The following is a 25,247-nucleotide window of genomic DNA, read 5'->3' on the forward strand; positions in this document are numbered from 1 at the left end:
TAATCCGCTGTAATGTTCTCGTTCGCACATCAACTTTTCCATCCGCACATTTGCACATCTGCACATCTGCACATCAATTACTATCTTTGCAAAAAAATCAAAGAACTAATGACCCTCACTCCTCTTTCGGCAATTTCACCTATCGACGGCCGCTATCGTAATACAACCGCAGAGCTTGCTGCTTACTTTTCTGAATATGCGTTAATCAAATACCGGGTGTTTGTTGAAATTGAATATTTCATAGCGTTGTGTGAACACCCCTTGCCGCAATTACAAAAGTTTGATAAAAATGTAGCAGAAAAGTTACGCAGTATTGTTAAAAATTTTAGTGAAGCAGATGCGGCAAGTATAAAAGAGATTGAGAAAGTCACCAATCATGATGTTAAAGCGGTTGAGTACTTTATAAAAAAGGAATTTGATAAACTTGGCCTCGAAGAATTTAAGGAGTTTATCCATTTCGGCTTAACGTCGCAGGATATTAATAATACGGCGGTTCCGTTGTCATTCAAAGAAGCGTTAAATAACTGCTATTATCCTGCTATAAATGAGGTTGTAAATTTGCTCAGGAAATTCGCTGCCGATTGGGAGAAGGTGCCTATGCTGGCCCACACCCACGGGCAGCCTGCATCGCCTAGCCGTTTGGGTAAAGAAATAATGGTTTTTGTGGAACGCCTGGAAAACCAATTAGGTTTATTAAAAGCTGTGCCCTATTCCGCCAAGTTTGGCGGCGCTACCGGTAATTATAATGCGCATAATGTCGGCTACCCTGAAATTGACTGGAAAGCGTTCGGCAATCATTTTGTAAACGACATTTTGGGTTTGAGCCGTTCGCAGTTTACTACCCAGATTGAGCATTACGACAATTTTGCAGCCCAATGCGATGCTTTAAAACGCATTAATAATATATTGATCGACCTCGACCGCGATATGTGGACTTACATATCAATGAATTATTTTAAGCAAAAAATAAAAGAAGGCGAAATAGGTTCGTCGGCCATGCCGCACAAAGTTAACCCTATTGACTTTGAAAATTCGGAAGGTAATTTGGGTATTGCTAACGCCTTGTTTGAACACTTTGCGGCTAAACTGCCTATATCAAGGTTACAACGCGATCTTACCGACTCGACGGTATTGCGCAACATAGGCGTGCCTGTAGGACATACGCTAATTGCCATCAAATCAACCATAAAAGGTTTAAACAAATTATTGCTTAACCAGGATGCCCTTAACGCCCACCTTGAAGCTAACTGGGCTGTTGTTGCCGAAGCTATACAAACTATTTTGCGCCGCGAAGGCTATCCAAACCCTTACGAGGCGTTGAAAGATTTGACTCGTACCAATACAAAGGTTAATGCAGAAACCATCGCTGAGTTTGTTGATGGGTTGAATGTGAGCGATGAAATTAAAAGCGAAATAAAGCGGATTACGCCACATACTTATACTGGTATATAAGCTTAAAGTATAAAGGTCAAAGGCAAAAGCTATTTAGCCTTAGTCTTTTTGCTTTGAGCTTTCTGCTCAAAGTCACCCACGGGTCATAACTGGTCGGGAAATAGTTTTAAATCAAAAACCTGCTTAAATTTGTTAGGTTATAATTAATAGAGATAAGAAAATGAACATCAACGTATATACAGAATCAACCCCCAATCCGGCGACTATGAAGTTCATTGTGAACAAGTTGCTTATAAACGGCAGTGTTGACTTTGCTACAAAAGAGAGTGCCGAAAAATCGCCCTTCGCAAAAGAACTTTACAAGTTTTCGTTTGTAAACGGTGTATTCTTCGCCAGCAATTTTGTAACTGTTACCAAATTCGAGGACGATAACTGGGACGATATCCTGCCAATATTAAAAGAATTTGTAAAAGGCGCTGTTGAAGCTGAGTTAAAAGTACAGGACGAAGAGCAGCCCGAAGCCGGCGATTTTGAAGGTTCGGACATAGAAGTTAAGATCCAGCAGATATTACATGACTATGTTCGCCCCGCTGTTGAGCAGGATGGCGGCGCAATCAGCTATAAATCATTTGATGAAGGTGTGGTGACCGTTGAGCTGCGTGGCTCGTGCAGCGGCTGTCCGTCATCAACCGTAACGCTTAAAGCAGGTATTGAAAATCTACTTAAAAGAATGGTGCCTGAAGTAACTGAAGTAGTTTCTGAAGCGCTATAAAAATATACACCGATTTCACGAATTGAAACGAATTTCACGAATTACATTGCCATTGTGCCTTTAAAATTCGTGAAATTCGATAAAATTCGAGTTGATTCGTGGTGATTAAAAGTATTTTTTAATTACACCTAACATTTCATCCGTTATCTTTCCGTTTGTGGCCAGCAATTCCCGGCTGTTCAATATCTCATCGCCACCTTTAAAGTTTACTACTTGTCCACCTGCCTGCCGCACTATTAAAACTCCTGCAGCAACGTCCCATGGGTTAAGGTTGTACTCATAAAACGCATCAAACCTGCCGCAGGCCGTGTAAGCCAGGTCAACAGCGGCTGAGCCTAAACGACGCAAACCATGGCAGCTTTTCATTAATTCAGTGAACAAACCGATATAAGCCGGTTGTTTGGTAAAATCGTGATATGGGAAGCCGGTAGCTAACAAACTTTGGTCAATTGTCGGGCTGTCGCTGGTTTTAATTGTGTTGCCATTCAAGTAGGCTGGAGAACCTTTCCACGCATAAAAACATTCATCCATATTCACTTCGTAAACTACGCCTAATACCAACTCGTCGTATTCCTGCAAAGCGATGCTTACCGAATAAACTGGCAAGCCATGGATAAAATTGGTAGTACCGTCAAGAGGATCGATGATCCAATTATAGCGTTCTCCTGTTTTGTTGATGGTTTTTTCTTCAGTGATAAAGCCAGCTTCGGGTAATACGTCCGCCAATGCTTTAACAATTATTTCTTCAGCAGTTTTATCAACGTATGATACCAGGTCATTAAGCCCTTTCAGCTCAATTCTGTCGGCACTAAAGGTTTTTCGCTGCTCCCTTATAAAGCTGCCCGCTTGTTTCGAAATTTCAATTACACTATTTATTATTTTTTCTAATTCCATAATTAATCAAAGAATAGAACGAATGTCAGGAATTTAATTGAAACGAATTTTAGTTGACAAGAATTCTCATGAATTTTATCGAATTTTTTATGGTAGCGGAAGTTACAGCGACAATTTTTAATCAACTCAAAAGTAGAACATGCAAATTATAAATAAATTACGAAAACAAGCCAAAAAAGTGAAAATCCTGTATCGCTTGATTATCAGTAACTTAAATTTAATATAATTTTAATTCGATGATAATCAGTGTGTTCCATAGCGTTCGGGGTGTTCCGCGTGTAAAAATGGAACACCGGAACGCTGTCTGAACCTGCATTAACTTAGTGCTCGTTAGCCTCCTGATGCCGCAAAGCCAGGCTAAACGAGAAAGCCTTATGAATAAAGTAGCTAGCAAAAAAAAGGCTCAATCCGGCAAGTGGTCTTGCTACCCGCGGATCCATATTCAAAGCCTTTATGAATATTTTCAAAATAGCCCAATTGGCGAAGAAACCGATGATAGCTACTGACAAGAATCTTATAAGTTGTTTTAATGACGATGATTTTGATTGCGAGAAAACAAAATACTTCGTCATTATAAAGTTAACTATCACGCCAATACAGTAGGAAATTGCCAATGAAAGTGTGTAATTACGAGTCGTGAAAAATATAATATGATAAGTTTTTTGAACCAGGAGGTTATGATAAAGCAGGTTAAATGCTAAGTTATCAACCAAAAAACCCAATCCCGCCGAAAAAACAAACCTTACAATATGGTTATCAAGCAATTTATTCCCCAGGTTAATCTCAGCCATGCTTTAACTGAGTCTGGCTCTTTTTATAGCCGGTAAAAATCAATGCAGCCCCACCAAGTACCATCAATACCGAAATCATTTCGGCTTGTGTAAAGCTAATGCCTGCTACATGATATTGCGTGTTTACACGTATCCGTTCAATAAAAAAACGTTCAACGCCGGCCAGTATCATGTAAATACCGAACATTACGCCTGGCGCTTTTATCCTGTCGCGTATTTTCCAAAGGAAAAAGAACAGTAAAATACACATAACAAATTCATAAAACGACGTTGGATATACCGGCATTGACAACACCCGGTTAAACTTGCCCGTATCGCCCGGAATTAAATTACCTACGTTGTTAACATTATGCGGAAAATTAAAACTCCACATCCAGTTTGGCATCCACTCAAGCCAGTGCGGCTTAGGGTTAAGGTTATCAATCCCCCAGTCCCCATCTCCCGACATCTGGCAGCCTACACGGCCAATACCGTATGCAAGCATCATTCCCGGTCCGCCAATATCGAGCATATTAAGTGGCTTAATACCATGTTTATTGGCTATATACAAAACGGCGGCACCGCCGCAAATCAATCCACCGTAAAACGTAAGGCCGCTAAAGCCTATCAGCATACCGACAGGGTCTTTCATGAATTCACCCCAGTTTTCCAGCGCGTTAAATACTTTAGCCCCTAAAAAACCAAAAACTGCCGCCCAAAGCAAAATGCTTCCCATCAATTCAGCGGGGTGTACAGTAACGTTTTCTGTTTTTGGGGTTGGTAACCGTTGTTTTTTATTTTCGTAATATGCCCAATACACAAACACGGCTGCGCCAATAATACCACCCAGCCAATTACCGCGCGGTGATAATAAAAATGCCTGCGGGTCATCAACCAATGTATGAAAATTGAGTGCAGAATCAACCAGTTTATAGCCAATTATAAAACCAAAAATGCCATTTCCAAGCAATTCGGCAAACGATGCAGGCGCACCGATGGTCACCATTTTTTTAAATGAATGGATAACGCCTAATTTCTCTTTCCGTTTAAACTCTTGTACAAAGGCCCAATACCCGCCCATGAATGCGATGGCCACAAAAAAACCAAACGTTTGTATTATCTGTAAAAACGGAATTTCGAGCCCGGTAAGGTAACGTATAAGATAAAATAGATTTGGAAACATCGTTTATAATTTGGGAGCAAGATAAGGTTAATGGGCCAATATTTCTTCGCTTTCAGTTATTTCAACATCACCGCCGGGTGATATTTTTGTTAAGTGCACCGTTTTTAATTCGTTTACCAGTAAGGGGTCGTATTCAGTTTTTACTTTCACATAATTACGGGTAAAGCCATGCATAAAACCATCCTTAATATCGCCCTCAAACAATACTTCATCCATTTTACCCAACTGGCTTTCGTAAAACGCCCGGCGTTTTTTGTCTGATAATATGTGCAGCATTTTACTTCGGTCTGCACGTGTCGATCCCGGTACTACCCCGCTCATGTCGCTGGCAAGCGTGTTTTCCCTTTCAGAGTAAGTAAACACATGCAGGTATGAAACGTCAAGGTCGTTCAGAAAATTATAAGTGTCAATAAAATCCTCGCGTGTTTCGCCCGGGAAGCCCACTATTACATCGACACCAATACAGCAATACGGCATCAGCTGTTTTATTTTGGCTACCCTGCTGACGTACAAATCGCGTTTGTAGCGGCGGCGCATCAGGCCCAGTATTTTATCGCTGCCCGATTGCAGCGGGATATGAAAATGCGGCACAAAACGGTCGGACTGCGCCACAAACTCAATAATTTCGTCGCTGAGTAAATTGGGTTCGATAGACGAGATACGGAACCTGTTAATTCCCTCAACTTTGTCCAGCGCCTTTACCAAATCAAAAAACTTGTCGGCGCGCTGACCATCCCTTATGCCGAAATCGCCCAGGTTTACCCCGGTTAAAACAATTTCTTTTACACCACTGGCTGCTATTTCCATCGCCTGTTCAACCACATGTTCAATAGTATCACTGCGGCTGTTGCCCCTGGCTAGCGGGATGGTACAAAACGAGCAGGAGTAATCGCAACCGTCCTGCACTTTTAAAAATGTACGGGTGCGGTCGCCGATGGAAAAGCCGGGGACAAAATCTTTTGCTTCGGATACCGGCTGGTTATGAACCACCGCTTTCGCGTTTTTTGTTAAATCGGTAATGTAATCAACAATCTGAAATTTCTCAGCGGCACCCAAAACCATGTCCACACCTGGTATTTCGGCAATCTCCTTTGGTTTAAGCTGGGCATAGCACCCTACTATGGTGACGTATGCATTAGGCGATATCTTTAAAGCCTCTTTAACAACCTTTTTACACTTTTTATCGGCATTGTCAGTTACCGAACAGGTGTTAATAACAAATACGTCGGGCGTATCGGTAAACTCAACCGTATTGAAACCAGCGTTGTTAAACTGGCGCCCAATCGACGATGTTTCCGAGTAATTAAGCTTACAGCCTAGCGTATAAAATGCTACTTTTTTATTCATTTTTAAAGCGTGCAAAGATACTTATTTTGATGCTAATTTTTGATTTTAAAATTTTTGACTGCCTGCACAAAATCGAAATTCCGAAATCGGAAAGCGGTCTTATCAAAATGTCGCTCCAAAACGCTATTTTTGCGCGATAAATGGAACACATTCGTAATTTTTGCATAATAGCACACATCGACCACGGTAAGAGTACACTTGCCGACAGGTTGCTTGAATATACAAATACCATCACCCAGCGCGAATCGCAGGCACAATTGCTTGATGATATGGACCTGGAGCGTGAGCGCGGCATTACCATAAAAAGTCATGCCATTCAGATGGATTATATCCTCGACGGGCAAAAATATACGCTGAACCTGATTGATACACCCGGGCACGTGGATTTCTCGTACGAGGTTTCGCGTTCTATAGCAGCCTGCGAAGGCGCTTTGCTGATTGTGGACGCCGCGCAGGGCATACAGGCGCAAACCATATCGAATTTATACCTTGCTTTGGAAAACGACCTGGAAATTATCCCGGTTTTAAATAAAATGGACCTGCCAGGCGCTATGCCAGAGGAGGTTAAAGACCAGATTGTTGAACTAATTGGCTGTAAACGCGAAGAGATTTTGGCCGCATCCGGCAAAACCGGCATGGGCGTACACGATATATTAGAGGCTATTGTTAAAAGAGTGCCCCCTCCTGTCGGCGATCCTGAAGCGCCATTGCAGGCTTTAATATTCGATTCTGTTTTCAACTCGTTTCGCGGTATTGTCGCTTATTTTAAAGTGGTAAATGGTGAAATACGCAAAGGCGATAAAGTAAAATTCTTCGCTACGGAAAAACAATACCTGGCCGATGAGGTTGGCACGCTGAAATTGAAGCAGTTACCTAAAGACGTCATTAAAACAGGCGACGTAGGATATATTATCTCGGGTATAAAAGAGGCCCGGGAAGTAAAGGTTGGCGATACAATTACCCGCGTAGACCGGCCGTGTGAAGCAGGAATACAGGGTTTTGAGGAAGTTAAGCCAATGGTATTTGCCGGTATTTACCCGGTTGATACAGATGACTACGAAGAATTGCGCGAAGCCATGGCCAAACTGCAATTGAATGATGCGTCATTGGTTTTTGAACCGGAATCGTCTGCCGCTCTAGGCTTCGGTTTCCGTTGCGGATTTTTGGGTATGCTCCACATGGAGATTATCCAGGAGCGATTGGAGCGCGAGTTTGATATGACGGTAATTACCACCGTGCCCAACGTATCATACCTGGCCTACACTACCAAAGGCGACGCTATTACGGTAAATAACCCATCCGACCTGCCCGACCCAAGCCGTATTGATTATGTAGAGGAACCGTATATAAAAGCCACTATTATTTCGAAATCGGAATTCGTGGGGCCGATTATGTCGCTTTGTATTCAAAAGCGGGGTTATATTAAAAACCAATCATATCTAATGTCCGACCGTGTTGAGTTGATATTTGAGATGCCGATGGGCGAGATAGTTTTTGATTTTTACGACAAACTAAAAACTATTTCAAAAGGTTATGCATCGTTCGACTATCACCAAATAGGTTACCGCAAATCAGACCTGGTACGTTTAGATATCCGTTTAAATGCGGAGCCTGTTGATGCTTTATCGTCGCTGATATTCAGGGGAAACTCCTACGATTTCGGCAAAAAAATCTGCGAAAAGTTAAGGGAACTTATACCACGCCAGCAGTTTGAAATTATTATACAGGCATCCATCGGCGCTAAAATTATAGCCCGCGAAACTGTTAAAGCTTTGCGTAAGGACGTTACCGCCAAATGTTATGGTGGTGATATCAGCCGTAAACGTAAGCTGCTGGAAAAACAGAAGAAAGGTAAAAAGCGCATGAGGCAGGTGGGAAATGTGGAGATACCACAGAGTGCATTTATGGCGGTGTTGAAGTTAGACTAAATTCCCAACCTCTAAAAGGTTGGATTGTATGGAAAAGTATTTTAAAACAACCTTTTGGACAATATTCGGTTTAAGGGATTTAATTAACCTTGGTGATTTTGTTTACGGGGAGTTTATAATTTATGACGGTAATATACCAGCATATCATGTTAATTGCTTTCGCAAAAACTCCGTTTCTGATGCGCTGGTAAATCAACTGCTCGCCGGAGGAAAAGAATCGATAGAGAGTGCGATACGCAAGATAAATGGAAAACAGGGAACGAAACTGAACTTTGGTAAAAGTCCTTTGTTAATAAGAATAGAAAAAAAAGAAGAAATTGTAGAATTGGATCTTCCTCCATTGCCAGAGAATTGGATCAAAGACATCCTAATATGAAGTTGTTAGACGGAAAATACGTATCAGAAAAACTCAAAGGCGAAATAGCTGAGTCGGCTGCTAAAATACTGGCTGAAACCGGGCGTAAACCACATTTGGTGGCTGTGCTGGTTGGGCACGATGGCGGCAGCGAAACTTATGTGGCCAGCAAAATAAAAAATTGCGAAACTGTAGGTTTTAAATCGACGCTCGTACGCTACGAAAGTGACGTAACAGAAGAGGAATTGTTAGCCAAAGTAGCTGAGCTTAATGCAGATGCTGACATTGATGGCATTATTGTTCAACTACCCCTACCAAAACATATAGACCCTGAGAAAGTAACCGAAAAGATCGACCATCGCAAAGATGTGGACGGCTTTCACCCGGTGAACCTTGGCCGCATGCAGCGTAACCTGCCATCGTTTATCCCCGCAACGCCCTATGGCATTACTTTGATGCTGAAAGAATACGGCATCGAAACTGCAGGCAAATATTGCGTGGTGGTTGGTCGCAGCAATATAGTAGGCTCGCCCATGAGCATCCTGATGGCGCGCAACACTACCCCTGGCAACTGCACGGTAACCATCTGCCACAGTCGTACACCTGATATCAAAAAGTTTACGCTTGATGCTGACATCTTGATTGTAGCCATCGGGAAAAAGAACTTCATCACCGCCGATATGGTAAAAGACGGCGTGGTAGTTATTGATGTCGGCATGAACCGCGAAACCAGCACTTTGACCAAATCGGGCTTTAAGCTTTACGGCGATGTTGATTTTGAAAATGTATCCCAAAAAGCATCATGGATTACCCCGGTACCGGGTGGAGTGGGATTGATGACCATTATTGGTTTATTAAAAAACACATTGGCTTCGGCTAATAAGGAAGTTTACCCTTAGTTGAGTTTTTTAATTGATGTTTCTAACTGAAAACGAATAGTTGCCGGAACCGACGGCTAAAACAGCCCTCTCGTTTTCAAATTTTAATATTTTGATATCACGCCGGTTTAATAATGAATGGCCATTTTCGCTCACTACGGAGTTTTTACGTGCGGGTAAATAAATTACTGCCGTTGAGTTAGCGGGAATGCTGGTTTGCATCGTAAACAATCCTCCATTCGTCTTCCATCTATTGGCTATCATTCCGTATGGGGATAAATAACTTGCGTTCGCCCAGGTGACATCCCCAACAGGTTCGGGCCTGATAACAATCTTATCAAATGCTATTGAATTTGAATCAGGCTTAATACCACCAAGGCCACTATAAAACCATTCCATTAAGTGGCCAAGCATAAAATGATTGTTTGACGATATCCGGTTGCCCTGCCATGATTCGGTAAGCGACGTGGCCCCGCGGGCTAATTGATAGCCATATCCGGGAACATCCGACCGGCTATTCATATCAAATATCACGTCTGACCGGCCCGCATCGTCCAGCACCCTTAAGAGGTATCGATATCCAATGTCGCCGGCCGTTAGTCCGTTATTATGCAGGCGAATGTCTTTCACTATATTGTCAATAACAGCCGTTTTATAGCCTGCTTCAACAATGCCTGTGTATACGGCCATAGCATTTGCAGTTTGGCTGCCTGTACCATATTGAAAGGTCTGCTTATCGAAAAAAGTGTTATTAAATGCTATTTTAACATCATTGGCTAACGTATTATATTTAATCGCATCGCTTGTTTTTCCTAAAAAGGTTGCTACTTTCGAAAGTATAGTAAGGTCATAATAGTAAATAGCCGATCCGGTTATTCCTGGTGGCGTTAATTGTGATACTCCCGGATCGCCGGGCCCGAGGTCATACCAGTCACCAAGGCCAAAATAAAGTAAATTATTTTTTGACTGTTTCTGCAGGTAAGCCGCGTAACGGGTCATCATGTCATAGCTTTCTGACAACACCTGTTTATCGCCATACCACTGGTAAATATAATAGGGCATTATTATGCCGTTACTTCCCCATTCGGGCGAGTTTCGAAATCCACCACCGAATTCAACATATTCCGGCGCTATGTCAGGGATTAACCCGTCGGCGGTTTGTGAGTTTATCATATCCCTTACCACTTTACGGCATAAGGTTGCAATATCATAATTATACCGGATGGACGGCCCAACCAGGTGAGCTTCTTCCAGCCAGCCCAGTTTCTCACGATGAGGGCAATCTGTAAATACGCTGGCGGTATTACTCCTGATAGCCCAGTCTATAAGTTTAAAGGTCTTGTTGAATAAATCATTGGAACAGCTAAAAGTCCCGACACTGGTGGCTGAATTACGGGTGTGTAAGCTTTTTATTGCTGATATTACCGGCAGATGCATCCCATTGGGCTCACCTTGCGGAACAGCGCCCTCAACCTGTATGTACCTGAAACCATAGTACATAAACTGGGGGTGCCAGGTTTCGATGCCATTACCATTTAGTGTATATTTAAAGTAAACAGGTGTTCCCACAGCTTCCTGGGTAACCAGGCCGTCATCGCTCAGCAGTTCAGCCGGCGTTACCTTAACCACTGCCCCTTTATTGCCACTAACTTTTATAAACGGAATAGCCGAAGCATTTTGTCCCATGTCATACACCCAAACGCCCGGCTTTGGCTGCGAGATTTTTACCGGAGAAAACTGGTCAAATATCTTCAGCGGGTCTTCAGCTTGCGCATCCAATCGCCCGGGTCCGTCAACAACAATTGCATTCTTCCAACTAGCGTCGTTAAACCCAACCCGGTCCCAGCCGATTTGCTCAAAATTTGCATCATAATCTTCGCCGCCATAAATACTTGAAAAAATAACTGGACCCGGGGTGGCTTTCCATGACTGATCTGTGATGATGTTTTCTTCAGTCCCGTCCTGGTATTGCAAAGCAAGCCGGCAAATCATTTTAGGATACCCAAAAGCGCTTTTCAGCTTATGGTATCTTTCGCCTGGCATGTAATAAAATCCATTTCCAAGCATTACACCCACGGCATTCTTTCCTTGCTTCAATTCATCAGTTACGTCAAACGCCACGTAAAGGGCATGCTTATCATATTTTGTCCATCCGGGATCTAAAAAGTGATCGCCAACCTTGTTACCGTTAAGTCTTAAATCGAATTGCCCTAACCCGGTTATAAAAATGGTTGCCTTTTTTAGCTTTTTATCTACTACAAATTCTTTTCGCAGTATCGGTAAAATGTCACTGCCTTTATTCCATCGTTTGTCGTTTGTATTTTCGATACCCGGATTTAGCACTAAAGAATCCGGCATCTTTTCATAGGCAATCCAACTGGCGCCCTTCCAGTCCGATTTGGATTGTAATCCCATTTGCCACTTTGCTATCTTGCTCCAGCCAGATGTTTGATGATGATTGTCCCAAACTATTACTTTCCAATAATAGGTTTTCAATGGGTCCAGCTTTTTGCTGGCGAATGGTATTTGCAGCGATTGCTTTGACAATACTTTTTTTGAATCCCAAGTATTGCCAACGTTTTTTTTCAAATGCTCAACATCATCAGCAACCAAAATTCTGTAAGCTATTTGTTTCAAATTGCGCTGCTCACCCCCGATCTGCCAACTCAATGCAGGATTTTGGGTATCAACACTTATCGGGTCAATACCATGTTCACAAGTTAGATTAGATATAAAGGGTTGGGCCGATATACTAAAACTGATGCAAAGAAACGAAAGAATTGAAATGATTTTATTCATTTAGCATAGCTTATATATCGCTGATTAATTGAGGCTTGTGGCCATATCATCGGTCAATTAATACCCACTTGTGTCCCTTATCTTATCTCAAATATTCTGCCGGAATCTGATGGTTCACATTTTCATCAGCCCAGGCCATTGAGGTTATGCGCCAGTGGTCGTTATCCAAAATAAATTGAATATAATTTATACCTCTGGGTGCATTTGCGGTTTCATGATAGGTAAAACTGTATTCGTAAACGCTCAAGCGTTGAGCAACCTTACCAAACACTTCAGTTTGCGAGTAAAGCTCACGCTGCATAAATTGCAGCATTGACCCATCAGCTATCTGGGATTCAAACGATTGGATATATTCATCTATAGTAAAGATAACAGGTTTGCTAAAACTGTTGTTTATCAAAAGTCCGTTTTCATAAAATAGTTCCTTTACTGTTTCCAAATCGGGCATCTCGCCATCCTGGAAACTCAACGACTCATAAAAATCTTCGGTTATATAATCTATTCCTCTTTGGTTCATTTATTAAATACTTTTTTTATATCATCCCAAACAGTTGGCGTGCCAACATATACTGTGTTGTTTTCTATTTTAGCAGGATAAGTTTTTACGTAATCATTAACCCCTTTGCCGGTTTTTAAATCAAAAGCGTAACCATGCAGAGGGCAAATAATCTTTCCGTTTTCGCACCAGCCCTCACTCAAATCAAATCCGGCATGCGGACATTCTGCGGATACAGCATAAACTTCGCCGCCGTATCCTACCACGCAGATACCTTTATTGTCAATTTTAATTTTTTTAATAAATGGCTTACCGGCGTCTTCAACATCCGGCACGGGGTACCACTTCATACGTGCTAAAAGTCAATTTTTAAGTTCATCAGTGATGGGTTTTTCATCACATCATCCATGTTGGTAATAAGGGTAACCCTTTTCCTGTCAGCCGAAACAATGGCCTTGGGATTGTTTACTTTTTTTACAGGTTTTGCAAAGTTAAGAATTACTTTATAAGGCATGTCAATCAGCATTGCCTTGGCCATTGAAAATGCAGATTGTGTTTTCCTTAAAAATGCATTAAATTTTTCCTTGTCGATGATGCGGTAAAATTTATGCGGTGTTATCTCGTAGGTGTAATAATCCTCGCCTGCCACCAATTGCTGGGCATTAAAACCCATAGGGGCCTTCTCCCCTTTTTGCAGCGATTTCAGCTGGCTATTCATTGATATTTTTGAAATATGCTTAAGGTAGTATTCCAAATCGGCGGCATTTTTAGCCACGTGATTTATACTGACCTTCATTATGCTTTTTTTCAAATCCATTTTTACGTGCAGATCACTGGCTTTAACCATGGTGGCTTCTTCGGCTGTCATTTTTTGCTGTATACTGTCGGGAAGGGCAGTATAAAAATTCAGTGTGGTATCTTTTACCAGCGAAAATTGAGGTGTTTCTTTAACCGAGTCAGACATTAGGTTCATCAGTACCGATACAGCGCTGCCCATATCAAAGCCATAAACAACGCTGCATGAGCCATCTTGTTTAAAGTTGTATTGCTCTTCAATATCCAGACAAGACGAAAAGCAAAGCAACACGAAAAATAGTACCAGGAAGTAAAGTTTTTTCATATTGCAAAATTTTAAGTAATAATAGAGAAAATTGCTGAAAGGTAAAAGGGTAAAGGCGAAAGGTTTTTTCAAATTATCTGCTTAAAATCACCTTTCTTCTTTCGTCTTTATCCTTTCATCTCAAAATCATACCTTTGCACCTTCAAATTATGGCACACCAAATACCGGACGACGGCACATTACTTCCTTTAATGGAAGAGTTTTATACGATACAGGGGGAAGGATACAATACCGGCAAGGCTGCTTATTTTATCCGCCTTGGCGGCTGCGATGTAGGCTGCCACTGGTGCGATGTAAAAGAAAGCTGGGACGCCGAGCTCCACGCACTAACATCTGCGGATCAGATAATTGAAAATGCATCCAAACACCCGGCTAAAGCTGTGGTTGTTACCGGCGGCGAACCGCTGATTTATAACCTCGATTATCTAACCGCCGGCCTGCAAAAACAAGGCATCAAAACATTTATTGAAACTTCCGGTGCCTACCCACTTTCAGGTAATTGGGATTGGATTTGCCTATCTCCTAAAAAATTCAAAGGCCCGATGCATTTGGTGGCAGCAAATGCAGATGAACTTAAGGTGATCATATTTAATAAATCCGACTTTGCATTTGCTGAGGAAAACGCAAAATTGGTTTCACCAACATGTAAACTGTTCCTGCAGCCCGAATGGTCAAAATCAAAAGAAATGACCCCGCTTATTGTGGAGTATGTAATGAACAACCCCCAATGGGAAATATCGTTGCAAACGCATAAGTATTTGAATATACCATAGTTCGGTGAGAGTCAAGAATCATGAGCCAAGAATTAAGACTTGAAAATATCTGGTTTTTTTCTGTCGATTAAAATTTAGTGATTTTCTGCTCTTTTTATCTCGATTCTTGAGTGTTGGCTCTTGATTCTTCAAAAAAACGTAACTTAGGATAGAAAAACACGTATCAAAACCAATGAGAGTTACTTTCTTCTCGGTTCTGTTAGTATTTATATCCAATTTTATATCCGCCCAGCAGAGGCAATACTCTACCACCGATAGAGCCGCTATTAAATATTTTGCTTTGGCAAATACAAATTTAGACGACCACATGTATGATGAGGCTGTTGAAAATCTGCAAAAGTCCGTAGAGGCAGACGACAAATTTGTTGAGGCTCATGCAGTTTTGGGCGATGTTTTGCGGCAGATGCGCCGCTACAAAGAATCTATAGATCAATTTCATAAAGTAATTGTTTTAAATCCAGAGTTTAATCGCGCCGTCTATCTCAAAGTCGGCGAACTGGAGGTGAATAGCGCACAATATGAGCTTGCGCAGCACCACCTGGAAAAATATCTAACCTATCCAAACATCACTACCCAAAACACTTACTATGCGCAAAAACTCATAGCTGACTGTAAATTCAGCATACAGGCAATTGCCCACCCGGTGGCGTTTAAACCAATTAATCTTGGCCCCGAAATAAATACCCCTGCTGATGAATACCTGCCCGTCGCCACTGCCGATGAAGGCACACTGATATTTACCCGGAAAATAAACAACAATGAAGATTTTTATAAAAGCAGCAAACTAAATAGCAAGTGGCAAACGGCCACCTATTTAAGCGACCTGATTAACACCCCGCAATACAATGAAGGGGCTGAATCCATATCGCAGGATGGCAAATACTTGTTTTTTACGGGCTGCAACCGTCCTGATGGTCTGGGCCGCTGCGATATTTATATAGCACAGAAAAAAGGCGACGACTGGGGTAAACCCGTTGACTTAAGCCCGCCTGTAAACACAACGGGCTGGGAATCGCAACCGTCCATAAGCGCCGACGGTAAGACGCTCTACTTTGTAAGCAACCGCAAAGGAGGCTACGGGGGCTACGATATTTGGAAATCAACCCTTGGCGACAAAGGCTGGGGCGAACCCGAAAACCTTGGGCCTAACATCAATACCATTTATGACGAACAATCTCCGTTTATTCATCCCGACGATAGTACATTTTATTTTTGTTCGAACGGGTGGCCGGGCCTTGGCGGAAAAGATTTATTTGTAAGCCGCTTAAGCAAAGATGGCAAATGGCAAAAGCCCGAAAACCTGGGGTACCCCATCAATTCAAGCGGTGATGAAAATGGGCTGACATTAACGGCGAATGGCAGCTATGCTTTTTTCTCGTCGAATAATTTAAATGGTTTTGGTGGGTATGATATTTATACATTCGAGTTACCTCCAAACCTCCGGCCCAACCTGGTTACTTATGTAAAAGGCACAGTAAACGATGCCAAAACAAAAGCGCCGCTTGAGGCAGCTGTGGAGATTATCGATTTGCAAAAGAACCAACCCGTTTTCCAGGATTACAGCGATGCTGATGAAGGAGACTTTTTAGCCACCTTAACTGCCGGCAAAAACTATGGATTGAATATTTCAAAATCGGGGTACCTCTTTTACTCGGCTAATTTTTCTTTGGTCGGGCACGAACCCAAGACCGCATTTAATATTGCCGTTTTGCTCGATCCCATTGAAATTGGCAATAAGGTTGTATTAAACAATATATTTTTCGATACCAATAAGTTTGATTTGAAACCGGAATCTGTTGCCGAATTACAACAACTGCTCTCATTTTTAACCCTAAACCCCACGCTGCATATAGAAATATCGGGACATACCGATAACGTGGGTAACGACCAGCTTAACCAAACGCTTTCCCAAAACAGGGCAAAGTCGGTTTATCAATACCTTATCGACAATAAAATTGATGCCGGCCGGCTTGTTTTTAAAGGCTACGGTAAAACGCAGCCAATTGCTGTAAATGATACCGATGAGGGTCGCCAAAAAAACAGGCGGACTGAATTTAAGATAATTGCGAAATAGAGATTAATTAACCGGAGATTAGAGATTAGGTAAAAATATAATGCCTTTTTTCGAAATTGATTCATCACTTATGAAAATCGTATTGCTTAGTGTTTTGTCGGTTATTTTGTTTGCAGGTTTAGTAATTCGGCAACCTGGTTATGCAGGTAAGCCCTGGCAAAATAAAGCACAGCATATCCCCGGCAAAATTGAATGTGAGTTTTATGATTTGGGTGGCGAAGGTGTTGCATATCATGATGACGACAGTGTAAATAACGGCAGCGGGAAACTTAACCCGGCCAGTGGCAGCTATCTAAACGAATTCAGGATGCACGAGGGTGTTGATATATCGTACACCAAAGAACATGACATCGACAATAATCCATATAGTATAGTTCTGCCGAAAATGGGCCAGCTTTATGTCGGCTGGACAAAGCCCGGCGAATGGATTAAATACACTGTTCAAGTTGACCGCACAGCCATTTATAAAGTTGGCTTGATGTACACTGCCAACGGTGATGGAGTTATTGCACTTGATTTAGATGGAAAAGAAATCGTCAAAGATTTAAAAATTACCACAACCCACAATGATAGCGACACTGTTAAATGGCGGCAATGGCATCATTGGAATAAAGCCGATTCACTTACATCCATAAAACTTGCGAAAGGTGCACACGTCCTTACGCTGCATGTGGTTGGTAATGGCAATATGAATTTTGATTATTTGGAATACAGATAGTGGTCAACCAGTAAATATAAAAGGCCTTCAGACGTTATCCGAAGGCCTCTTGTATTTTATATTACTTATCGCGTTAATTCCCCATTTCCGAGATAAACTTTATACGCATTAACTGTATTTCTTCAATTGTGTAATCATCACTTCCAAGTTCGGCCAGTGCCTCTTCTGTCGAATCTACTTCTGCCGTGCGGAAATAATCAAACACTTCCTCCTGTTTATCTTCATCTATCACTTCGTCGATGTAATAGTTAAGGTTAAGTTTGGTGCCGGAATTGACAATAGTTTCCACTTCTTTCAATATCTCTTCGTACGACAATCCTTTTGAAGCAGCTATATCGTCCAAATTTAAATGCCGGTCGATATTCTGGATGATGAACACTTTAAGTGCTGATTTATTAGCAGCACTTTTTATCACCATGTCAACAGGGCGATCTATGTCATTATCCTCAACATATTTTTGGATAAGATCGGTGAAAGGCTTGCCAAATTTCAGGGCCTTCCCTGCTCCTACGCCCGATATTTGTTTCAGTTCGTCATTGGTGATAGGGTAATGCGTACACATCTCCTCTAATGACGGATCCTGGAAAATAACGAATGGTGGCAGACCCTTTTGCTTGGCTAGCTTTTTACGCAAATCCTTAAGCATCTGCAGCAATTCGGTATCCAAGGCACCGCCGCCGCCTTTAGGGCCGTCAACTTCATCGTCATCGTCAGTAGCGCCCATGGGTTTGTTCAATACAAACCGGATGCTGTAAGGGTTGTCAATAAACGAGTTGCCTAATTTGGTTAACCGCAACAGGCCGTACTGGTCAATATCTTTGGACAGGAAATTGTTCAGCAGCGCCTGGCGCATCAGCGAATCCCAAAGGTTTTTACCGTCTTCTTTGCCTGAACCAAAATAATCAAGCGAATCGTGCTCGTAATTTTTTATCTGGGCATTGTCATCGCCCATCAATATGCTGATGATGTGATGGTCATCAAACTTCTCGCCTATTGTTTTAACCAGGCTTAAGGCTTTGTGCAGGTGCAACTCGCCGTCAAAATGCTCTTTAGGGCCGCAGCAATTGTCGCACATGTTATTACAGCCTGCCTCGTTAAAGTTTTCACCAAAGTAATGCAACAACTGCTTACGGCGACAAACCGACGATTCGGCGTAGTCGATAACTTCCTTAAGTATCTGGGTACCAATTTCGCGTTCCGAAACAGGCTTGTCCTTCATAAACTTCTGCAACTTATCGATATCTTTTTCCGAATAAAAAGCAACACAAACACCTTCGCCACCGTCGCGTCCGGCACGACCGGTTTCCTGGTAGTAGCCTTCCATACTCTTAGGCACATCGTGGTGGATCACATAGCGCACATCGGGCTTGTCGATACCCATACCGAATGCAATTGTTGCAACGATAACATCAACATCCTCCATTAAAAACTTGTCCTGCGTGTCTGCACGTACCTTAGGATCCAAGCCTGCGTGGTATGGCAGGGCCTTTACGCCGTTTAAGTTTAATGCCTCGGCTACTTCTTCAACCTTTTTGCGGCTTAGGCAATATATTATGCCCGATTTACCCTGGTTTTGCTTAACAAACTTTACTATCTCCTTTATTACGTTACGCTTGGCACGCACCTCGTAAAACAGGTTCGAGCGGTTAAACGACGATTTGTAGATAGTAGCATTGTTCATCTGCAGGTTTTTCTGAATATCCTGCTGAACTTTTGGCGTAGCGGTTGCTGTTAAGGCTATAATTGGAATATTATCCCCAATATTACTGATTACCTGGCGTATCTTGCGGTATTCTGGCCTGAAATCATGCCCCCACTCCGATATACAGTGCGCTTCATCAACAGCTACGAATGACACGGTGTTGAGACGCAAAAAATCAATATTTTCCTGTTTGGTTAGTGATTCAGGGGCAACGTAAAGTAATTTGGTTTTTCCGGCCAGCACATCGTCTTTAACACGTAGTATATCAGCTTTGGTAAGCGAAGAATTTAAAAAATGGGCGATGCTGTCTGAACCACCGAAGGCCCTTAACTGGTCAACCTGGTTTTTCATTAAAGCAATTAACGGCGAGATAACTATCGCAGTTCCCTCACTCATTAACGCAGGCAATTGGTAGCACATTGATTTGCCACCACCCGTGGGCATAATTACAAACGTATCGTTCCCGGCTAGTATGTTTGTTATAATCGCTTCCTGCTCTCCCTTAAAGTTGTCGAACCCAAAAAAGTTCTGGAGATTATCAAAAAGCGACTTCTTAGTTTCTATCATTGCAGATGTATTCTTTTGATTGTATTTAAAAGTTTAAAGTAACAAAAATTTCTCAATAAACGATGGATTTTATTAAAAATTTTATATAAAAATGATTATTCTGTGAAAAACAATTTGTTTATTTATCCCGTTTAACTTCTATAGCTTGCAGGGCTGCTTTATTTAGTTTTATTTAATTCATATATTACAAATTATTGTTCAATTTTGCCCTGCGTTTACCAAATTAAACTATGGTTAATTGGCTGTAAACAAAATCGAAAAAAATGGCTGCGATAGCTTCACTGGCAATGCCAAACAAACAACTTAAACAAAAATTGTTTAACAAACATGAATAAAAACTACTATGCCATCATTATGGCGGGCGGTATCGGAAGCCGTTTTTGGCCCATAAGCCGCACATCTCACCCTAAACAATTTATTGACATCCTGGGAACCGGCAAAACTTTGATACAAAACACTTACGATCGTTTCCTCAAAATATGCCCCAAAGAAAACATTTACGTAGTTACCAACGAGATTTACACCGGCCTTGTAAAAAAGCAATTGCCGGATATGACCGACGACCAGATACTAACCGAACCGGTAATGCGTAACACGGCGCCTTGCGTGGCTTATGGTTCGTTCAAAATAGAAAGCCTTAACCCGGATGCTTGCATTGTAGTTGCCCCGTCCGACCATTTGATACTCGATGAAGCTGCATTTATCAGCAGCATTGAAAAATCACTTGAAACGGCGTCTAAAAATAATTGCCTCGTAACCCTTGGTATCAAACCTTCGAGGCCTGATACCGGTTATGGTTATATTCAATATACCGAACAAAGCCTCAACAATGACTTTTTTAAGGTAAAAACTTTTACAGAAAAGCCAACCCTGGAAATTGCCAAAACATTTTTGCAAAGCGGCGACTTTTTATGGAACGCCGGCATATTTGTATGGTCGGCTAAGGCAATTGTAAACGCCTTCAGCAATTATCTGCCTGACATGCACGAGATTTTTGCTGAAGCCCGACCTGTTTACAACACCAGTGACGAAAAAGCTCATATCCATAACTCCTACCTGCAGTGTACCAATATTTCCATCGACTATGGTATTATGGAAAAAGCGGATAATGTTTACGTATTGCCTTCCGAATTTGGCTGGAGTGACCTGGGCACCTGGGCGTCCATATACGACCTTGCCGAGAAGGATTATGTAGGCAATGCTGTTATCCCGTCGGAGAAAGTTATTATGTACGATTCCTCGAATTGTATGGTTAACGTACCCGGCGAAAAACTGGTAATATTGCAGGGGCTACATGACTTTATAGTAGTTGAATCGAACAATACGCTTTTAATATGCCCTCGCGACCAGGAGCAAAACGTCAAAAAGGTTGTTGCCGATGTGAAGCAGCAATTTGGGACGAAGTATATTTAGGCGAGGCCCCCCAGCCCCCTAACGGGGGAGCAAAAAACAAAAGGCCGGTTCGAAAAACCGGCCTTTCTTTTTACCCATTGCTATTCAAAGCCCCCTTTAGGGGGTTTGGGGGCCTAAACGTTGCCTTATCGCCTCATATAAAATTATCCCCGTTGCCACCGAAACGTTCAATGATTCGATTTCTCCATACATTGGTATTTTAGCCAAATGGTCGGCTATACGGATGATGTCGTTGCGCACACCGTCTTCTTCCGAGCCCATAACTATTGCTGTTGGAACGGTATAATCGGGTTTATAAATGTATTCCTGCGTTTTTTCGGTGCAGCAAACCAGCTGAAGGCCCGATTCCTGCAAAAACTTTACAGTTTGCATAAAGTTGTCGTGTCGGCAAACCGGTATTTTGTATAATGCTCCTGCCGATGTTTTTATGGCGTCCGGGTTTATTTGTGCCGAACCTTTTCCGGGCACCACAATCGCATGTACCCCGCTGCACTCTGCTGTACGGGCAATTGCGCCCATGTTACGCACATCCGTAATAGAATCGAGCACCAATATCAGCGGCACCTCTCCTTTTTCGTAAACAGCCGGGATGATATCTTCTATCTTTTGGTAGATGATTGGCGAAATAAATGCAATCACACCCTGGTGATTTTTCATGGTAATGCGGTTGAGCTTTTCTACCGGTACCTGTTGCGCTGTGATATTATATTCGTGCAACAATGCCCGCAATTCGTTTAAAAGCTCGCCGCCAATGCCTCGCTGTATGTATAAAGATTCTATCTCTTTGCCTGATCGGATGGCTTCAATCACCGCCCTGGTTCCAAAAACTACCTGGTTACTCTCTCGGGGCTCTCTTGTGTTATATGACATTTAAAAATTAAAATAATATTGCAAAAATAGCCATATTTATTGATTTGAGCACTTATTGAACCAATAGACTATTTTGGTCTTTTTAGAATAGTTAACAATCCAAAACTTTATTAACATTCAGTTAAATAACTGTAAACCAATAGCTATATAAAGTTACTAACATTTTGCAAACATCAGATGTTAGGCGTATGCATTGAATCAGAGCTTTCTTTGAACGATTTTTATTGCCAAAAATCGCCGGATGTTGAATAATCCTAAAACATTCCCGTCAACTTTTGTATATTTTTGTTGTCCCATGAATTTTGATAACGATAGCGCAGGCAACAAGCAGAACACAACCGACAGGAGAAGCAGGATTACTAACCCAACCCCATATAGCGGGCTTGGGAAACTTCCGCCCCAGGCAATCGACCTGGAGGAGGCAGTACTTGGCGCATTGATGCTCGAAAAAGATGCATTATCTTCAGTAATTGATATTTTAAAGGCGGACGTTTTTTATAAAGACAGCCACCAAAAAATATTTGCGGCAATACGGACTTTGTTCGAAAAATCATCGCCGGTTGATATCTTAACGGTAACAGCGCAATTGCGCCAATTGGGCGAACTCGAAATGATAGGCGGCGCCTATTACATCACGGAACTTACCAACCGCGTTGCTTCTGCAGCCAATATCGAATACCACTCCCGTATCATTATCCAGAAATTTATCCAGCGGGAATTGATAAGGATTTCGACGGAAGTTATTCAAAGCGCTTATGAAGACACTTCGGACGTGTTGGATTTGTTAGATAAAGCGGAGAAAAACCTTTTCGAAATCGCCCAAAATAACCTCCGCCGCGATTCGCGCAAAATGGATGATTTGATGCATGAAGCATTAAAAGAAATCGAAGCGTTAAAAGATAAAAAAGACGGACTTACTGGTGTAGCTTCCGGCTTTACCGATCTGGATCGCATGACCTCGGGCTGGCAAAAATCCGACCTGGTTATTATAGCAGCCCGCCCCGCGATGGGTAAAACCGCGTTTGTATTAACCTGCGCACGAAACGCGGCTGTTGACTTTAATAAGCCGGTAGTTGTGTTCTCGCTTGAAATGTCCTCGGTTCAGTTGGTTAACCGTTTAATATCCGGCGAAACTGAAATTGAGCAGGAGAAAATTCGTAAGGGCAATATGGAAGAGTGGGAATGGCAACAAATCCACTCCAAAATCGGAAGGCTGGAGGCAGCTCCGTTAATTATTGATGATACCCCTGCGCTAAACATTTTTGAATTCCGCGCCAAATGCCGCCGTTTAAAATCACAGCATGATATCCAGTTAATAATAGTCGATTACTTGCAGCTAATGCACGGTAAGGCAGCTGATGCCAAAGGCGGTGGTAACCGTGAGCAGGAAATTGGTAGTATATCGCGTGCACTGAAATCTGTTGCTAAAGAATTAAATGTCCCAGTGTTGGCTTTGTCGCAGTTAAGCCGTGCGGTTGAAAGTCGACCTGGTGGTTCAAAAAGGCCAATGCTATCAGATTTGCGTGAGTCAGGTTCAATTGAGCAGGATGCGGATATGGTGCTGTTCCTGTACCGCCCTGAATACTACGGATTGGAAGTTGATGAGGACAATATGCCTACAGCTGGCGTCGGTGAGGTAATCATCGCCAAGCACCGAAACGGTGAAACCGGGCGTGTAAGGCTGAAGTTTGTTGGTAAATTCGTTAAGTTTACGGACTTAGACCAGGGAATGGATGGCTCATTCTCGCCGGCAAATGCATTCTCCGGCTTAGCCCCATCACAGGATTTTGAAAAACAAAGTAACTTTATTATCCGCCCGTCAAAAATGGATCAGATGGATGATGACGATGGGCCGGTGCCGTTTTAGGCGAAGCCCTCCAGTCCCCTGAAGGGGGAGTTTTTGATTATCCACTTTAATTTTGGTTCCCCCTTTAGGGGGTTAGGGGGCTGACGAACTATACCAGTAGCCCCAGCACCACCCCAATAACAATAACCACGGGAGTTTTAATCTTCGTGAAATTCAAAATCAAAAACGAGCAAATCATTATTAAATAAGCCATCCAGTCGAGTCCAAATGGCCGCACTAGTAAAATAAGCGCTGTCGCCATAAATCCTACAGCCACAGCATTTATACCGCTAAGCGAGTTTTTTATCCGGGTTATCTTTTTCAAGTCATTCCAGAACGGAACGATAAATAATATTAGGATCAATCCCGGCGCATTGATACCGATAACCGCAACCAAACTACCAAAAACCTGGCCGAGAAGGCCAGCGCCTTTATTCCCCATACTAATGGCACCTAAAAACGATGTGAATGAAAACGTCGGCCCCGGCAAAGCTTGCTGAAGCGCATAGCCCGAAAGGAACTCTGAATTGGTGAGATAATGTTTAACGCCAACAAATTCGGTAAACATTAGTGGCACCAGCACCTGCCCCCCGCCAAAAATCAGGATGCCATTTCGATAGAAATTTTCGAACAGACGAATAGGCAAGCTGAATACCGATGTTTGGTTAATAACCGCGCCAAGTGCTGCAAACAACAACAGGATACCGATGAAGTAAGTTACCTTATTGGGGTTTACGTTCGAAAATAGTTTCACCCGCAGCTCGTTTTCCTGGGGCTGCGTTTCAAGCGCCGATGATATAATCCCGCCTAATAAAACAAGCAAGGGGAACGCGTAAGCATTTTGTAAAATAAGCGTAGCAATCAGCGAACCTATGGCCAGCATTGTGCTTACCCTTGTTTTTAAAAACCTGTTTGCAAAACTATAGGTGGCATAAGCGACAATTCCAACCGCTATTGGCTGCACAAAACGCAGTATTTCTGCGAATTTTTTTGACTTATCAGCAAATAATTTATAGCTGATGGCTGCAAGGCACATAATAGCAGCCGAGGGAAGCACCCAAATAAAAAAGGTAATAATAGCCAGGCGCAGCCCTCCTACCTTCCAGGCAATGCCAACCAGTGTTTGGGTTGATGAAGGGCCCGGCAGCAATTGAGCCAGGGCATTCAGTTCCATCAATTCTTCTTCAGTAACATATCTCCGCTTTTCAACAAACTCGCGCAGCAAAACTGCTATATGCGCCTGTGGACCGCCAAAAGCTGTGAACGTGTATATAATTACATCTCGAAGAAAAATGAGGTGCCTTTTGTTCATTGGGGTTAGTTCATGGTTGATGGTTCATAGTTTATAGC

Annotated in this window: 21 protein-coding genes; 10 read left to right on the forward strand and 11 right to left on the reverse strand. The window is 42.4% G+C overall.

Annotated features, from left to right (window positions below):
- The first annotated feature begins 108 nt into the window (after positions 1–108).
- Both purB and NAF19_RS11870 read left to right on the forward strand, forming a co-directional pair.
- Positions 109–1,452, forward strand: coding sequence for an adenylosuccinate lyase (gene purB / locus NAF19_RS11865; RefSeq protein ID WP_252790267.1), 1,344 nt, complete (start codon positions 109–111; stop codon positions 1,450–1,452).
- A 160-nt stretch (positions 1,453–1,612) separates the two neighbouring features.
- A complete protein-coding gene (locus tag NAF19_RS11870) occupies positions 1,613–2,164 on the forward strand; it encodes a NifU family protein (protein ID WP_252790268.1) in 552 nt (183 codons plus the stop codon).
- A 105-nt stretch (positions 2,165–2,269) separates the two neighbouring features.
- Here the strand turns inward: NAF19_RS11870 and NAF19_RS11875 are convergent, their stop codons facing one another.
- The 4 genes from NAF19_RS11875 to mtaB all read right to left on the reverse strand — a co-directional run bounded on the left by NAF19_RS11875 (position 2,270) and on the right by mtaB (position 6,358).
- On the reverse strand, positions 2,270–3,058 hold the full coding sequence (locus tag NAF19_RS11875; RefSeq protein WP_252790269.1) for an inositol monophosphatase family protein: 789 nt from the start codon (positions 3,056–3,058) through the stop codon (positions 2,270–2,272).
- A 320-nt stretch (positions 3,059–3,378) separates the two neighbouring features.
- Positions 3,379–3,849 carry a GtrA family protein gene (locus NAF19_RS11880; RefSeq protein ID WP_252790270.1) on the reverse strand — a complete coding sequence of 157 codons (471 nt, stop codon included), beginning with the start codon at positions 3,847–3,849 and terminating at the stop codon, positions 3,379–3,381.
- Positions 3,842–5,011 (reverse strand): prolipoprotein diacylglyceryl transferase, encoded by a 1,170-nt coding sequence (locus NAF19_RS11885; protein ID WP_252790271.1) that lies wholly within the window; start codon positions 5,009–5,011, stop codon positions 3,842–3,844. The genes NAF19_RS11880 and NAF19_RS11885 overlap by 8 nt, the downstream gene beginning before the upstream one ends.
- Positions 5,012–5,038: 27 nt before the next feature.
- A complete protein-coding gene (gene mtaB, locus NAF19_RS11890; protein ID WP_252790272.1) occupies positions 5,039–6,358 on the reverse strand; it encodes a tRNA (N(6)-L-threonylcarbamoyladenosine(37)-C(2))-methylthiotransferase MtaB in 1,320 nt (439 codons plus the stop codon).
- A 140-nt stretch (positions 6,359–6,498) separates the two neighbouring features.
- Here mtaB and lepA point away from each other — a divergent pair, with 140 nt between their 5' ends.
- From lepA to NAF19_RS11905, 3 genes are read left to right on the forward strand one after another with little or no spacing between them, the layout of a single operon-like run.
- Positions 6,499–8,286: a translation elongation factor 4 gene (gene lepA / locus NAF19_RS11895; RefSeq protein ID WP_252790273.1), complete on the forward strand. Its 1,788-nt coding sequence runs from the start codon at positions 6,499–6,501 to the stop codon at positions 8,284–8,286.
- 28 nt (positions 8,287–8,314) lie between these two features.
- On the forward strand, positions 8,315–8,662 hold the full coding sequence (locus tag NAF19_RS11900) for a hypothetical protein (protein ID WP_252790274.1): 348 nt from the start codon (positions 8,315–8,317) through the stop codon (positions 8,660–8,662).
- Entirely contained in the window at positions 8,659–9,540 is an 882-nt protein-coding gene (locus NAF19_RS11905; RefSeq protein WP_252790275.1) for a bifunctional 5,10-methylenetetrahydrofolate dehydrogenase/5,10-methenyltetrahydrofolate cyclohydrolase, read from the forward strand. The genes NAF19_RS11900 and NAF19_RS11905 overlap by 4 nt, the downstream gene beginning before the upstream one ends.
- A gap of 9 nt (positions 9,541–9,549) precedes the next feature.
- Here the strand turns inward: NAF19_RS11905 and NAF19_RS11910 are convergent, their stop codons facing one another.
- The 4 genes from NAF19_RS11910 to NAF19_RS11925 all read right to left on the reverse strand — a co-directional run bounded on the left by NAF19_RS11910 (position 9,550) and on the right by NAF19_RS11925 (position 13,934).
- The gene (locus NAF19_RS11910) at positions 9,550–12,318 is read right to left on the reverse strand and encodes a family 78 glycoside hydrolase catalytic domain (protein ID WP_252790276.1); all 2,769 of its coding nucleotides are present in this window, start codon (positions 12,316–12,318) and stop codon (positions 9,550–9,552) included.
- An 82-nt stretch (positions 12,319–12,400) separates the two neighbouring features.
- Positions 12,401–12,835: a hypothetical protein gene (locus tag NAF19_RS11915; RefSeq protein WP_252790277.1), complete on the reverse strand. Its 435-nt coding sequence runs from the start codon at positions 12,833–12,835 to the stop codon at positions 12,401–12,403.
- Positions 12,832–13,164: a Rieske (2Fe-2S) protein gene (locus NAF19_RS11920; RefSeq protein ID WP_252790278.1), complete on the reverse strand. Its 333-nt coding sequence runs from the start codon at positions 13,162–13,164 to the stop codon at positions 12,832–12,834. Before NAF19_RS11920 ends, NAF19_RS11915 begins: the two co-directional genes overlap by 4 nt.
- Positions 13,165–13,169: 5 nt before the next feature.
- Positions 13,170–13,934 carry a hypothetical protein gene (locus NAF19_RS11925; RefSeq protein WP_252790279.1) on the reverse strand — a complete coding sequence of 255 codons (765 nt, stop codon included), beginning with the start codon at positions 13,932–13,934 and terminating at the stop codon, positions 13,170–13,172.
- 149 nt (positions 13,935–14,083) lie between these two features.
- Here NAF19_RS11925 and NAF19_RS11930 point away from each other — a divergent pair, with 149 nt between their 5' ends.
- The 3 genes from NAF19_RS11930 to NAF19_RS11940 all read left to right on the forward strand — a co-directional run bounded on the left by NAF19_RS11930 (position 14,084) and on the right by NAF19_RS11940 (position 17,499).
- The gene (locus NAF19_RS11930) at positions 14,084–14,707 is read left to right on the forward strand and encodes a 7-carboxy-7-deazaguanine synthase QueE (protein ID WP_252790280.1); all 624 of its coding nucleotides are present in this window, start codon (positions 14,084–14,086) and stop codon (positions 14,705–14,707) included.
- Between the two features lie 280 nt (positions 14,708–14,987).
- On the forward strand, positions 14,988–16,781 hold the full coding sequence (locus NAF19_RS11935; protein WP_252790281.1) for an OmpA family protein: 1,794 nt from the start codon (positions 14,988–14,990) through the stop codon (positions 16,779–16,781).
- A gap of 70 nt (positions 16,782–16,851) precedes the next feature.
- Entirely contained in the window at positions 16,852–17,499 is a 648-nt protein-coding gene (locus NAF19_RS11940) for a carbohydrate-binding protein (RefSeq protein WP_252790282.1), read from the forward strand.
- A 73-nt stretch (positions 17,500–17,572) separates the two neighbouring features.
- Here NAF19_RS11940 and recQ read toward each other — a convergent pair whose 3' ends face one another.
- Positions 17,573–19,765 (reverse strand): DNA helicase RecQ, encoded by a 2,193-nt coding sequence (recQ, locus tag NAF19_RS11945; protein ID WP_252790391.1) that lies wholly within the window; start codon positions 19,763–19,765, stop codon positions 17,573–17,575.
- A 330-nt stretch (positions 19,766–20,095) separates the two neighbouring features.
- Between recQ and NAF19_RS11950 the strand changes: the two genes are divergently transcribed.
- Complete coding sequence (locus tag NAF19_RS11950) at positions 20,096–21,181, forward strand: mannose-1-phosphate guanylyltransferase (protein ID WP_252790283.1); 1,086 nt, start codon at positions 20,096–20,098, stop codon at positions 21,179–21,181.
- A 96-nt stretch (positions 21,182–21,277) separates the two neighbouring features.
- On the opposite strand, the gene rlmB is transcribed toward NAF19_RS11950, so the two are convergent.
- Positions 21,278–22,051 carry a 23S rRNA (guanosine(2251)-2'-O)-methyltransferase RlmB gene (gene rlmB, locus NAF19_RS11955; RefSeq protein ID WP_252790284.1) on the reverse strand — a complete coding sequence of 258 codons (774 nt, stop codon included), beginning with the start codon at positions 22,049–22,051 and terminating at the stop codon, positions 21,278–21,280.
- 295 nt (positions 22,052–22,346) lie between these two features.
- Here rlmB and dnaB point away from each other — a divergent pair, with 295 nt between their 5' ends.
- Entirely contained in the window at positions 22,347–23,918 is a 1,572-nt protein-coding gene (gene dnaB / locus NAF19_RS11960) for a replicative DNA helicase (protein WP_252790285.1), read from the forward strand.
- An 88-nt stretch (positions 23,919–24,006) separates the two neighbouring features.
- Here dnaB and chrA read toward each other — a convergent pair whose 3' ends face one another.
- Entirely contained in the window at positions 24,007–25,209 is a 1,203-nt protein-coding gene (chrA, locus tag NAF19_RS11965) for a chromate efflux transporter (RefSeq protein ID WP_252790286.1), read from the reverse strand.
- Positions 25,210–25,247: the final 38 nt, after the last annotated feature.

Origin of the sequence: Mucilaginibacter flavidus (assembly GCF_024055575.1) — a bacterium.
Classification (GTDB): domain Bacteria; phylum Bacteroidota; class Bacteroidia; order Sphingobacteriales; family Sphingobacteriaceae; genus Mucilaginibacter; species Mucilaginibacter flavidus.